Below are 11,927 nucleotides of genomic sequence, written 5' to 3' on the forward strand. Positions count from 1 at the left end.
AAGCCGCATACCCACCATCGAACCTGCCTTCTGTGGGGTGTGCAACGAACGCCGCCCAACGGTCACTGGCATGGGAGCCAGCGACGACAGCACCGCCGACGTGACCGCGACTTTCCACGGATTCGCCTCAGGTGCGGGGCCGGTGCCCGCGCAGACCTGACGCAGGTGCCGGCTCGATGGTCGCGCGGCAGTTGGTGTAGCTGTCGAATCGACTGCGCCGCCGGTCGCCTGACGACTACAAGCCCCTGAGCAGGTCGACGAGGGACTGCGCTTCCTCGTGGCATGCGGCGCACGCCCGCAGGTGCGTGGCCATCGCCTCGTCCTGCTGCGGGGAACGGTGGACCGCAGCCTCGACGTATGCGTCCATGCGCTCGAAGCACTCCTCGCAGGAAAGCCAGGGCGTGGTGTCCTGCAGCAGGGCGTCCACCGAGGACCCGTCCAGCGCGGCTGGGCCTGGCAGGGGTGGCTGGTTCATCGGGTGCCTCCCGTGGGAGTGCGGGACCCGCCGGGGGACTGCGCGGTGGGGCGCGGCGCTGGTTTTCCATGCGCCCCAAGCAGATACCCCTGGGCTGTGAGCTCGTGGCGCAGCCGTACGCGAACGTCGTGGAGGGTCTTGTAGAGGGCGCCGCGACTCGTCCCCAGCCGGTCAGCGAGCACGTCGATCGGAACGGCATCGACGAGGAGTGCCACGGCGATGCGCCGTTGGTAGGCAGTGAGCACGTGGTGCATCGCGTCCGCGAGGGCGAGGGCGAGATCGCGGGCCTCGGCGCACAGCTCGGGGCTGTCGTGTCCGGCGGCCGGCGGCAGCTCGAGGTCGCGCAGGCAGACCTCGCGATGCTGCCACTGCAGCCGTCGGACCTCGGTGGCGGCCTGCAGGATCGCGAACTTGAACGCCCACGTGGTGAAGCGGCTGCGCCCCTGGAACGTGTGCAGCTTGCCCAGAAGTGCAGCCATGGCCTCATCGGCCGCCTGGTTGACGATCAGGTCGACGGCACCGGGGGAGGCGTCCGGTAGGGCCGCGCGCATCCGCCACACCTGGTGCCCGGCTGCCCGGACCATCAGAGTGTGAAGGCTGCGCAGCGCCGCTGTCTGCTCCGGGCCGTCGCCGCGGAGCGCCGCCACCCAGTCGGTCGGGCTCTCCAGGGCGAAGGAGCCCGCGGGGCGGGCGTCTGCAGGTGACGTGGCGGTGTCAGCGCTGACGCCGTCTCTTCTGACTGCGGTCATCATCCCGCCCTCGGAGGCTCGGTGACCACGATGTCGTCCAGCGGCGAGAGGATACGAGCGGCGAGCTCCGGCGGACATCCGGTGTCGACGAGCTCCAGCAGGCCATGCAGGTCGACGCCCTGGCGGGCCAGCGACTCGGCCAGGCCAGGAGGAAAGCCGGCCTCACGCAGCCGGCACAGGCGCCACTCCACGACGTCCAGCGGGGGCCCGGGTGACCGGCACGGCGTGGGTCGAGCGTGGGTCCGGGACTGGTGCGTGATCATGCCTGTTTGCTGCTCCGGTCGAGCCAGGTCTTACCGGCGGAGCACCGGTTCGTGCGAGCGCCGAGAAGCTCGGTAAGACCCGCGACTGCTGACCGCGCTAACACTCCATCAGCGTCCCACCTGAACGCCTGCCTGTCCGGCGGCGGAGGGTCGGACTCTCGGTCACGTCCAAGGAGCACACATGGTCACCATCGGCAATCACCGCTCGCTCGTGGAGGGGCAGCGCTCGGCACGAGCGCAGAGGAGCGACGCGGCATACCAGGCATTCGCCATACTGCGCACCGCCTTCACCGTCGCGCCGATCATCTTCGGCCTCGACAAGTTCACCAACGTCCTCGTGCAGTGGGACCACTACCTCGCGCCGGTGCTGTCCCGTCCCCTGCCGGTCACGCCACACCAGGCGATGTACGCCGTCGGCGTGATCGAGGTGGTCGCCGGCCTCATCGTCGCCCTCCACCCACGCCTCGGGGCCCTCGTGGTGGCCGTCTGGCTCGGCGGCATCATCGTGAACCTGCTGCTCATCCCCGGCTTCTACGACGTCGCGCTGCGGGACTTCGGGCTGCTGCTCGCGGCGGCGGCCCTGCAGCGGCTGGCGAGCCGCTACGACCCCCGGCCTACGTTCTGGCCGCTGCGGCGTCGGGACTGATGGTGACCACGGCGTTCGTGCTCACCGGCGGTGGAAGCCTCGGAGCCGTCCAGGTCGGCATGCTGACCGCCCTGCACGACGCCGGGGTCGAGCCCGACCTGCTGGTGGGCACCTCCGTGGGGGCAGTCAACGCCGCATACCTCGCCGGGCCGGCCAGGGGGAGCGGCGTCAGCACGACGGACCGGCTTGAGTCCTTGACGGCGCTGTGGCACGGCCTGCGGCGCCACGACGTCTTCGCGCTCGAGCCGAAGCGATGGTGGGGAGCGGCCCGAGGCGGCCAGCCATCCATGTTCTCCGGTGGCGGCCTGCAGCGGCTGCTCGAGCGACATCTGGGCTACGACTTCCTCCAGGACGCTCGCATCCCCGTCGAGGTGACCGTCACCGACCTGGTCACCGGTGTCGGGCAGGTGCTCGACACCGGGCCCGTGGTCAGCGCCGTCCGGGCCAGCGCGGCCGTTCCCGGCGTGCTGCCACCGGTGGTCCGCGAGGGCGCCACGCTGGTCGACGGCGCCATCGGCGAGCTCGACGTGCTCGGCCACACCGCAGGACGCGGGGTGGCGGACATCTACCTGCTGCCCGCCGGCTACCCCTGTGCCGGGCCGCCGCCGGCGACGGCTCTCGGTATAGCACTGAGCTCACTCAGCCTCCTGCTGCACCGCCAGCTGATGGCACAGATCCGGGGCTACGCCGGGGCAGCACAGCTCCGGGTGATCCCGCCGCTGTGTCCTCTCTCGGTCTCACCGGCCGACTTCGGCCAGACGTCGGCACTGGTGCGCCGGGCGCACCGCAGCACGCGCGACTGGCTGGAGGCGGGCGGTCGCCCCCAGGACCCCAGCGTGCTCGCGCTGCACACACACCATCCGCGACCCGAACGCCGCCGCGAGGCGGCGTACGCACCCGACACCGCAACACCTCAACCGCAGGAAGGACTGACCCGGTGAACAGGTCGACCGCACAGGCAGAAGCTCAGCCCCATCCTCATCACCGGGACCGCCCGGCGTGGACAGGGACGGGCGCCGTCACCAGCCCGGACCTGGGCCGCGCAACCGCAGGAGCGCGGATCCTGCTGGAGGCGCTCGGCGTCGACCTGGACAACGAATCCCTGGCGCGCACCCCGGAGCGCATGGCCGCGTCCCTGGCCGAGCTGATGAGCCCACGGCCGTTCCAGATGACGACGTTTGCCAACGACGGCGGCTACGACGAGCTGATCCTCGCGCGCAGCATCCCGTTGCGATCGTTGTGCGAGCACCACATGCTGCCGTTCGTGGGAGTCGCCCACATCGGCTACCTCCCTGGCGCGCGCATCCTGGGGCTGTCGAAGCTGGCCCGGGTGCTTGAGCACTTCGCCTCCAGACCACAGGTCCAGGAGCGGTTGACCACGCAGGTGGCCGGCTGGCTGAGCGCGCAGCTCTCGCCGGTCGGGGTCGGAGTGGTCGTCGAGGCCGAGCACCTGTGCATGACCCTTCGAGGCGTCCAGGTGCCTGGGACGACCACGATCACCTCCAGCCTGCTCGGCACCCTGCGCGACGACCCCCGCTCCCGGTCGGAGTTCCTCGCGTTGACCCGCCCTGTCGCCTGACGGGCCCTGTCGGCTGAAGTGTGACAGCTGCAGACCCAAGCACTCGGCTGCCGAGCGGCCCCCTCGCTTCCATCCCGAGGGACTGCGCGCACGTCGCCTCATGGTGGCCCTCCTCGTGCCGGGTCGCGTCGCGTGGTTCAGCCACCGTTGTCCGGGCTGTACGCGCTCAGGAAGCGGTCGCGGAAGCGGTCCATCGGCCAGACGGGGGCAGCGGGACCTGGCCGGAGCCCGGCCTGCCAATCCCAGCCGGCGATGTGTTCGAGCACGGCCGGGTCTCGTGCGATCACGCTGACCGGCACGTCGTGGTCGGCGTGGTCGCCCGAGACGATGCTGACCGGCTGGTGGTCTCCGAGCATGACGACGACGAGGTTGCGGTCGTGGGTGGAGCGCAGGAACGACACGATGCTGTCGAGGGAGTACGCGACGCTCTGGCCGTATGCCGTTCGCACCCCCCGCGGACTGGCCCACACCGTGTCCGGGGTCGTCGCCTTCGCCGCCTGGGCGGCGTAGATGGAGCCGTCGCCGACGGCGGGCCAGTCGACGACGTGCGGCAGGGGTGCCCACGGGACGTGGCTCGTGACGAGGTCCATCTCTGCCATGACGGGCTGGCGTGCGCGCCCTGGTCGGCGTTCGAGCTCGAGGCGGTCGAACGCCGAGAGCGTGTACTGGTCGGGCATCGGCGCGTAGCCGAAGTCGGGCCCCGCATAACCGAGATTCCGCGCGTCGTAGACCTGCTCGTAGCCGTAGAACGCCTTGCCCTCGGGCCAGTCTCGGTGGTTCGCGGGGATGACATCGACGGTGCGCCAGCCAGCCCCGGAAAAGGCGCGGGCCAGCGTCAGGCGCGGACGGTCCGAGGAACCGGTCGCGAGCAGCTGGTCGTAGCGCTGCGGGCTGCTCACCCAGAGGCCCGACTCCAGCGTCGAGTGCGCCAGCCAGCTGATCCCGCCGAAGGTGGGCGACGTGAGCCAGGCACTGCGACTGGTGTAGCCGGCGGAGCGCAATCCGCTCGCACCGGCCGTGAGCGCCCCGGCGACCTCAGGGCTCTCCTCGACGGCCACCCTGCCGTAGCTCTCGACGAAGACGACGAGGACGTCCTTGCCACGCAACGCGCCCAACAGGTCACCGGGTGGGACGTGCCCGTACGAGTCGACGGGGATCTGCGCCGCGAAGGCCTCCATGTCACGCAGGCCCTCCCGAACTGACGTGACCTCGCGTGCAGCAAGGCCAGCGGTGCTCGATGACGCCACGGCCAGGTCAGAAGACGTGTGGAGGCCCGAGGACGCGCAGAGCACCCACGCCACGGAGGCGACCACCACGGCGCGCAGGGCTGGTCTTCGGTGCCGATCGACGACCCGAGCGACACGTCCGACCGCCAACGGCGTCAGGACGAGCAGCCCCGTCAGCGACAGGCCTGCCACCACGACTGCCAGCACCGCGGTCAGGGCCCCGCTCGACTCGCCGAGGGACTCGGCGGCGGAACCCACGTATCGCCAGTCCGTCAGGGGGTTGAACGGGCGGTAGAACGCCGCGAGCAACGCCACATCGAGGAGCCGTACGGTGAGCAGAACCCCCAGGGGGAGTCCGACGGCCACCGGGAACCAGCGGGGGACCCCGCGGCGCAGGGCGAGCAGCACCGCGACGAACACGATCCCCTCTGCCGGGAGCCGAAGCAGTTGGAGCGGCGCCGGAGACCACCCGCGGACGGGGGCGGGCGCCACGAGCGCCACCCAGGCGAGCAGGACCGCCAGGGCCGTGACCGCGTGGCTGGCGGCTCGGCGTCTCGACGTCCGGGGCCGGTACCTGCTCACGGCAACGCGCCCGCCTCGAGGCCGGCGGGCGGCAGGTCCCGGCACGCTGGAGCGGCGTCCCTGTCCGGGTCGGCAGGAGCCGAGAGGGCACGCAGCGTCCGCACCTCGGTCCCGAACGAGACGGCGAGCAGGGCCAGCCCCAGAGCAACGAGGACGCCGCCGATGTAGGTGGGCAGGATGTGGGCTGCCGCCATCGTGAGAGCGACGCCTTGGTATGCCGCGACGACCTTGCGCCAGCGACGGGCTGGGACCTGCCCGCGAAGCCAGGGTGCCCAGCGGCCGGCGAGCACGACCAGTAGAAGGAGGTAGCGGGCGCCCCCGACGCCGAGGACCCACCAGCCGAGGTCAGGAGCGACGTCCACTGCGAGCACGAGGATGAGGAAGGCATCGGTCTCCATGTCGAAGCGTGCGCCCAGCGGATGCACCGTTCCGGTCCGGCGCGCGACTCGACCGTCCACCGCGTCGAGGAGGAGCGCGACGGATGCCAGTGCGACGAGAGGGCTCGATCCTTCCCGCCCGCTGGAGGCGCCGAGGAGCTGACCGCCGACAAGGGCCGCCACGCCACAGGTCGCTACGGCCCGCGTCAGTGTGACGCGGTCCGCAGGTAGCAGGCGACGTCGCGACGCCCGTGCGAGGCCCATGCTGAGCAGTGCAGTCACCCCGGCTCCGGACCCGAGACCGACAGCCCACCCGGCGGCACCGGGATCGAGGGCGGTGATCAGGGCCAGCACACCAGCGAACCCGACGAGCGGGCCGGGAGGGAAACCGTGTCGCACTGCGCCTCCGCCTGCAGGAAGGGGGTTTACCGCAGAAGACGCCGTGATCGCGGCGAGAGTTCATCGTGGGCTCCAGTCTGCTCGCGCGCCCATCGATGCAGCGCCGTTCCGGGTCGTCGAGCCGCGACTGCCCCTCGGCTTGGCTGATCTGGGGCAGCACCCGCCCAGCGTGCATCCCTCTCCCAGGTCCGTGGCGTCTGCCGAAGGGAATCGGTTGCTGTGTGTTGCCGGGCTCACACGCCGGCCCAGCGTCAGACGGCCTGGTCACCTCGGGGCGGCCCCTCGCCCAGGATGGGGGTCTGCTCGAAGACGTAGTACGCGGTGAGCGCGGCATAGAGCAGCAGCATCGCCGGTGCGCTGACGAGCCCTACGAGAGTCACCAGTGGATAGAGCAGGGTGCCGACACCGAAGCGCACGACAGCCCGGTTGGCCTGCTGTCGCGTGACCGGCCTCGTCGTGAGCCCGGCCCGAGTCATGTGCCACAGCATGAGCGTGAACGACACCGCCATGCCCTCGGTGCTGACGCCGTAGAGCAGCGCGGCGAGGCTCGTGCTCGAACCGTGGGAGGGGTAGAGGTACTCGGCGAGGGTGGAGGTGGTGAACGGGATGGTCGTGACGAAGAAGAGCAGCAACAGGTTGTAGAACAGCAGCCGGCGGTCGACGCGCGCGACGAGGTTCACCACCGCGTGGTGGTTGATCCACACGACCCCGATGACGAAGAAGCTCACGGCATACGCCGCGAAGGAGGGCCACCCCTGTTCGAGCTGGGTCGCCAAGGGCTCCGGCTCGGCGGCGGAGGCGTGCAGGTCGAGGACCAGGATGGTGATCGCGACGGCGAGCACCCCGTCGCTGAACGCCTCCATGCGTCCACGCTCCACGTCCTCATGATGGACCAAGTCCGACGAAGCTTCGCGCCTTGGGCGCAATGGCGCTGATCGCATCACGGGCTCGCTCTCGGGCGCGGTGGCCACTGAGATGCTTTGTGCGGTGATGCCCGAAACGGTGCACCGGGCAACAGCCGACAGCCACCTGAACAGTCGCCCGACATGGGTACGCGCTCAGCCGGTCCCTCGTACGCTGAGGCCGTGGCCAGACCGGCGATCATCACGGTGGACGACGACGCACCGGTGTCCGCTGCGATCGCGAGGGACCTTCGAGCCAGGTATGGCGAGGAGTACCGCATCCTGCGCGCCTCCTCGGGCGCCCAGGCGCTCGACCTGCTGTCCCGGCTCGTCCTGCGTTCCCAACCCGTTGCCCTCGTCGCGTCCGACCAGCGCATGCCGGGAATGAGCGGGATAGAGCTCCTGTCCCGAGTGCGCGGCGAGGTGCCCGACGCGAAGCTCCTGCTGCTGACGGCCTATGCCGACACCGACGTCGCGATCTCGGCGATCAACGACATCGGTCTCGACCACTACCTGCTCAAGCCGTGGGACCCACCCGAGGAGCGGCTCTACCCGGTCGTGGACGACCTGCTGTCCGACTGGCACAACGCTCACCCGGAGCAGACGAACGACGTGCGCGTCATCGGTCACCGCTGGTCCCAGGCCACTGATCTCGTCAAGACGTTCCTCGCGAACAACCATGTGCCATACGTATGGCTCGACGTCGAGCGTGACGAGGAGGCCGCCCGCCTGCTGGACCTGGCCGGCGCCCGACCGGATGACCTGCCGCTCGTGCTCGTCCCGGACGGGGAGGCCCTGCGGGCGCCAACGCCACTGGCCGTCGCGACAGCCTTGGGTCTGCGGACCAGCGCCGAGCGTGACCTCTACGACTTGTGCATCGTCGGAGGAGGGCCGGCCGGCCTCGCCGCGGCCGTCTACGCAGCGTCGGAGGGCCTGAGCACGGTCGTTGTCGAACAGGACTCCCCGGGGGGACAGGCGGGTCACAGCGCAGCCATCGAGAACTACCTCGGGTTCCCTCGGGGACTGTCCGGGGCTGACCTCGCACACCGGGCCCTCGCGCAGGCTCGACGCTTCGGCGCCGAGCTCGTCCTGGCCAGGGACGTCGTTGCCCTGGAGTCCCGTGGCCCCGTCCGCGCGGTGCGCCTCGACGGCGTCGACGACATCGAAGCCCGCAGCGTGGTGGTCGCCACCGGGGTGTCGTACCGCCGGCTCGAGGCGCCTGGGATCGACGAGCTGGCCGGTCGCGGCGTCCACTACGGCTCGAACGCAAGCCAGGCGGCCGCCTGCGAAGGTGACGAGGTGTACGTCATCGGCGCCGCCAACTCCGCCGGACAGGCCGCCCTCAACCTCGCTCGCTACGCGGCGCGGGTGACCCTTCTCGTGCGTGGCGACTCTCTGTCGGCGAGCATGTCGCAGTACCTCGTCGAGAGAGTGCGCCTCGAGGAGCGGGTCCGGGTCCTGTGCCGTACCGAGGTCGTGGGCGCCTCGGGTGACGGGCATCTCGAGCGGCTGACGCTCGCCGACCGGCACACGGGCGCCACGACCGAGGTGAAGGCCGCGTGGCTCTTCGTCTACATCGGCGCGTCGCCCCGGACCGACTGGCTCGGCGCGGACGTGGTGCGCGACAGTCACGGCTTCGTGGTCACCGGCCATGACCTCGTCACCGGCCCGGCGGCGCGCGCCTGGCATCTCTCACGGCCGCCGTTCGCCCTGGAGACCAGCCTGCCGGGGGTCTTCGCGGCGGGCGACGTTCGCTCGGACTCGATGAAGCGAGTTGCCTCGGCCGTCGGCGAGGGCTCCATGTCGGTCTACTTCGTCCACCGCTACCTCGCCACGATCTGAGCGAGCCGACAGACGGGACCTGCGATGCTCGAGCTCTCCGACCTCCGAGCGGTGCCGCTCTTCGACGGGCTGCGGGACGACCAGCTGCAGGAGCTGCTGACGGGAGGCGACGAGGTGCCGATCCTCCCTGGGGAGGTGCTCTGGCTCGAGGGGGAGCGCGCGGACTACTGGTGGGTCGTCGTCGACGGATCGCTCGACCTCTCGCGCCGCATCGGCAGGGAGGACGTGGTCGTGGGCCGGATGGACATGCCGGGCCGCTGGGCCGGTGGCTTTCGCGCCTGGGACGAGCACGGCGTCTATCTCGCGTCAGCTCGGGGAGTGGCACCGGGCCGGCTCCTGCGGGTGCCTGCCTCCCGACTGCACGAGCTCGCCGAGGTCTGGTTCCCCTTCGCCGCCCACCTCGTCGCGGGCCTCTACGGCACCGCCCGCTCGATCGAGGCGACTGCCCGCCAGCGCAGCGCGCTCGTGACGCTCGGGACGCTCGCGGCCGGCCTGGCGCACGAGATCAACAACCCGGCAGCCGCGGCCGTCCGCTCGGCGGTGGAGCTCGAGCGGGCCTGCGACGGTCTGCTGGACGCGCTCCGGCAGATGGCCACGAGCGGAGTGACCGCGCCGCAGTTCGCCAGACTCGACTCGCTGAGGCGCGGGCTGAAACCAGCTGCAGCGCCGGCGGACGCGCTCGAGACCGCCGACCGCGAGGAGGAGCTGTACGGGTGGCTCGAGGGTGCAGGCGTCGAGCGTTCGTGGGAGCTCGCCTCGTCGCTCGTCTCCGCGGGCGCGGACGTCGAGTGGCTCCAGCGGGCGGCGGCGACATCGGGTGACCGGCTCGAGCCCTCGCTCGTCTGGGTGGCGCGGACAGTCGATGTCGCCTCGCTCCTCGCGGAGGTGCGTGAGTCGACGAGGCGGGTCTCCGAGCTGGTCGCCGGGATCAAGTCGTACTCCCAGATGGACCGTGCCTCGCACCAGCGGGTGAATGTCCGTGAGGGGCTCGAGAGCACCCTGCTCGTGATGGGCCCGCGGCTGCGCCCGGGCATCACCGTCGTGCGCGACTGGGGCGGCGACGTACCGCTCGTCGACGGAATGCCCGGCGAGCTCAACCAGGTGTGGACCAACCTCATCGACAATGCTGTCGACGCGATGGCGGGCGCTGGCACCCTCACCGTCACCACCCGGCGCACTGGGGACGCTGTCGTCGTGGAAGTAGGAGACACGGGGGCCGGCATGACGCCAGAGGTGCAGCAACGCGCGTTCGAGGCGTTCTACACGACCAAGGACGTCGGACGCGGAACCGGCTTGGGCCTCGACATCGCTCAGCGCATCGTCGTCGACCGCCACGGCGGCTCCATCGAGGTGCAGTCCCGACCCGGGGACACTCGCCTCCGGGTCCGCCTACCGATCCACGCCGGGAGCGCCCCCGCCCGCTGAGTGGGAGTGAGGCATCGGGCAGAGGCGATCCCGTCGCAACAGCCGGCTGGCGACATGGGCCGGGTCGTTGCCGCCCGCTGGGCCCCGCGCCGCTGGGTCGATCAGATCTGCTGTCGCCAGATGTGGGAGACCTCGGACGTGGCAAGGTTTCCGTCGCCGGCACCCGGTTCAGCGCTGACCGTCTGGCAGGCGGCGACGGTCGCGAGCGACAGGACCAGCACGAGCGCCGCTCTTCTTCGTGAGCAACTGAACGCGTCCGCAGTCATGCGGATGAGGCAATGGACCCAGAGACCAGAGCTCCCGCCGCTCGAGCTGAGAGCGGTCGACGGCGAGTACGGCTGGACACCGCGGGGGTCCCATTCCCCCAACGGTTGAGCCGGTGTTGTGGGGGATGGGAAAGGACACTCCCTCGCTGCGGTGTCAGACGCGTATGAACCGCAGCGAGTCGAGAGTGTGCTGCTGGTCCGCGATGACACGAGAGCTCGTGTCCGGGAACCACGACCGCTCGACGACAACCCGCTCGCCGTGCACGACGACGATCCACAGTTCGACGAACTGGTGCTGGGCCGCCATCGGCCGGTAGGTCATCAACCCGTTGTTGTCGCACAACGACGCACTCGGATCATGGAGCTGGGCCACCAGGTGAACGCCGGACCCACCAAACCGCGTGACCGGGACAACAGGCTCGATGATGGTGAACGGGTACCTCGTGAGAATCGAGTGGGCGAGGTCGGCGGGCGTCGGTCCGGGGGCTGCCGGCAGCCGTGCCTGGGCCTGGCAGGGCCCGTACGGGATGACGTCCAGCTCCATGGCGCGGATGCCGGCGTCCTCCCGCAGGTAGGACGGTTGCTGCGTCACCACTCCCTGCTCGAAAAGCCACCAACGGTCGCCGTCCGGTGTGAGCTCCACGGCCAAGTGGGATCGCGGCGCATCGGGATAGAGGTTTCCGGGCATGCGCAGGCGGTAGGTCGCTCCCGGGCGCAGGGCGTCCAGGCTGCGGAAGGCGTACCCATCCCGGTCCACGAGGGACGGCGACTCAGGGATCCGGTAGCTGCGGGGCACGGCCTGTGGCGCAGTCACCTCGACGCTGGTTGCCGCGGTCACCGCTCCGCGGGGCGCCGGCCCGGGCGCCGTTGATGTTCCGCCCCGCGGTCCATCGCAGGCAGCGAGCCCCGCGACGAGCGCCGCGACGAGGGCCACCCTGATGACGCGCGACCGCCCAGTGCCCGAGTGCATGGGCACCGGGCACCCACTGTGTGCGCGACTCGCCGTGGTGGCCACGGCGCCTCCTGCGAAGTCGTACGGACCGATGAACGTGAGGTCCGCTTCCACCCAGTGTCCTCGGGAGCCGTCGGCAGGGACAGTCGTCCGCCGAGCCGGCGCACGATCGGTGCCCGGCGCCGCCAGTCGTTCCCACGAAAGAGGCATCCTGCACCTAGAGCGGTTCCGTCGATTGGCCGTG

General features: G+C 70.7%; 13 protein-coding genes. 5 read left to right on the forward strand and 8 right to left on the reverse strand.

Annotated features, from left to right (window positions below; all coding sequences use genetic code 11):
• Nucleotides 1–235: 235 nt before the first annotated feature.
• From ABD194_RS16020 to ABD194_RS16030, 3 genes are read right to left on the reverse strand one after another with little or no spacing between them, the layout of a single operon-like run.
• Nucleotides 236–475, reverse strand: coding sequence for an anti-sigma factor (locus ABD194_RS16020; RefSeq protein ID WP_343993134.1), 240 nt, complete (start codon nt 473–475; stop codon nt 236–238).
• Nucleotides 472–1,224: an RNA polymerase sigma factor gene (locus ABD194_RS16025; RefSeq protein ID WP_343993136.1), complete on the reverse strand. Its 753-nt coding sequence runs from the start codon at nt 1,222–1,224 to the stop codon at nt 472–474. Before ABD194_RS16025 ends, ABD194_RS16020 begins: the two co-directional genes overlap by 4 nt.
• Nucleotides 1,224–1,487: a hypothetical protein gene (locus tag ABD194_RS16030; RefSeq protein WP_343993138.1), complete on the reverse strand. Its 264-nt coding sequence runs from the start codon at nt 1,485–1,487 to the stop codon at nt 1,224–1,226. Before ABD194_RS16030 ends, ABD194_RS16025 begins: the two co-directional genes overlap by 1 nt.
• A gap of 181 nt (nt 1,488–1,668) precedes the next feature.
• Here ABD194_RS16030 and ABD194_RS16035 point away from each other — a divergent pair, with 181 nt between their 5' ends.
• Genes ABD194_RS16035 through folE form a run of 3 tightly spaced genes read left to right on the forward strand, consistent with a single transcriptional unit; the run spans nt 1,669 to nt 3,712 of the window.
• Nucleotides 1,669–2,133 carry a hypothetical protein gene (locus ABD194_RS16035; protein WP_343993140.1) on the forward strand — a complete coding sequence of 155 codons (465 nt, stop codon included), beginning with the start codon at nt 1,669–1,671 and terminating at the stop codon, nt 2,131–2,133.
• The gene (locus ABD194_RS16040; protein WP_343993142.1) at nt 2,133–3,074 is read left to right on the forward strand and encodes a patatin-like phospholipase family protein; all 942 of its coding nucleotides are present in this window, start codon (nt 2,133–2,135) and stop codon (nt 3,072–3,074) included. The genes ABD194_RS16035 and ABD194_RS16040 overlap by 1 nt, the downstream gene beginning before the upstream one ends.
• Complete coding sequence (folE, locus tag ABD194_RS16045) at nt 3,071–3,712, forward strand: GTP cyclohydrolase I (protein WP_425579995.1); 642 nt, start codon at nt 3,071–3,073, stop codon at nt 3,710–3,712. Before ABD194_RS16040 ends, folE begins: the two co-directional genes overlap by 4 nt.
• 137 nt (nt 3,713–3,849) lie before the next feature.
• On the opposite strand, the gene ABD194_RS16050 is transcribed toward folE, so the two are convergent.
• The 3 genes from ABD194_RS16050 to ABD194_RS16060 form a co-directional block, all read right to left on the reverse strand.
• Nucleotides 3,850–5,520 (reverse strand): alkaline phosphatase family protein, encoded by a 1,671-nt coding sequence (locus ABD194_RS16050; protein WP_343993144.1) that lies wholly within the window; start codon nt 5,518–5,520, stop codon nt 3,850–3,852.
• Entirely contained in the window at nt 5,517–6,161 is a 645-nt protein-coding gene (locus tag ABD194_RS16055) for a CDP-alcohol phosphatidyltransferase family protein (RefSeq protein ID WP_343993146.1), read from the reverse strand. The genes ABD194_RS16050 and ABD194_RS16055 overlap by 4 nt, the downstream gene beginning before the upstream one ends.
• Before the next feature lie 386 nt (nt 6,162–6,547).
• On the reverse strand, nt 6,548–7,174 hold the full coding sequence (locus tag ABD194_RS16060; protein ID WP_343993148.1) for a TMEM175 family protein: 627 nt from the start codon (nt 7,172–7,174) through the stop codon (nt 6,548–6,550).
• Between the two features lie 207 nt (nt 7,175–7,381).
• Between ABD194_RS16060 and ABD194_RS16065 the strand changes: the two genes are divergently transcribed.
• On the forward strand, nt 7,382–9,040 hold the full coding sequence (locus ABD194_RS16065) for an FAD-dependent oxidoreductase (protein ID WP_343993150.1): 1,659 nt from the start codon (nt 7,382–7,384) through the stop codon (nt 9,038–9,040).
• A gap of 24 nt (nt 9,041–9,064) precedes the next feature.
• Nucleotides 9,065–10,465, forward strand: coding sequence for a sensor histidine kinase (locus ABD194_RS16070; protein ID WP_343993152.1), 1,401 nt, complete (start codon nt 9,065–9,067; stop codon nt 10,463–10,465).
• Nucleotides 10,466–10,566: 101 nt separating this feature from the next.
• Here the strand turns inward: ABD194_RS16070 and ABD194_RS16075 are convergent, their stop codons facing one another.
• On the reverse strand, nt 10,567–10,731 hold the full coding sequence (locus ABD194_RS16075; protein ID WP_343993154.1) for a hypothetical protein: 165 nt from the start codon (nt 10,729–10,731) through the stop codon (nt 10,567–10,569).
• Between the two features lie 154 nt (nt 10,732–10,885).
• Nucleotides 10,886–11,545, reverse strand: coding sequence for a hypothetical protein (locus tag ABD194_RS16080; RefSeq protein WP_343993156.1), 660 nt, complete (start codon nt 11,543–11,545; stop codon nt 10,886–10,888).
• Nucleotides 11,546–11,927: the final 382 nt, after the last annotated feature.

This window comes from Terrabacter terrae (assembly GCF_039529575.1).
GTDB classification, from domain to species: Bacteria; Actinomycetota; Actinomycetes; order Actinomycetales; family Dermatophilaceae; genus Terrabacter; species Terrabacter terrae.

Coding starts and splice junctions, on each gene's coding strand:
- ABD194_RS16070 (WP_343993152.1), top strand. CDS start 9,065: ATGCTCGAGCTCTCCGACCTCCGAGCGGTGCCGCTCTTCGACGGGCTG.
- ABD194_RS16020 (WP_343993134.1), bottom strand. CDS start 475: ATGAACCAGCCACCCCTGCCAGGCCCAGCCGCGCTGGACGGGTCCTCG.
- ABD194_RS16055 (WP_343993146.1), bottom strand. CDS start 6,161: ATGGGCCTCGCACGGGCGTCGCGACGTCGCCTGCTACCTGCGGACCGC.
- ABD194_RS16030 (WP_343993138.1), bottom strand. CDS start 1,487: ATGATCACGCACCAGTCCCGGACCCACGCTCGACCCACGCCGTGCCGG.
- ABD194_RS16040 (WP_343993142.1), top strand. CDS start 2,133: ATGGTGACCACGGCGTTCGTGCTCACCGGCGGTGGAAGCCTCGGAGCC.
- ABD194_RS16035 (WP_343993140.1), top strand. CDS start 1,669: ATGGTCACCATCGGCAATCACCGCTCGCTCGTGGAGGGGCAGCGCTCG.
- ABD194_RS16025 (WP_343993136.1), bottom strand. CDS start 1,224: ATGACCGCAGTCAGAAGAGACGGCGTCAGCGCTGACACCGCCACGTCA.
- ABD194_RS16075 (WP_343993154.1), bottom strand. CDS start 10,731: ATGACTGCGGACGCGTTCAGTTGCTCACGAAGAAGAGCGGCGCTCGTG.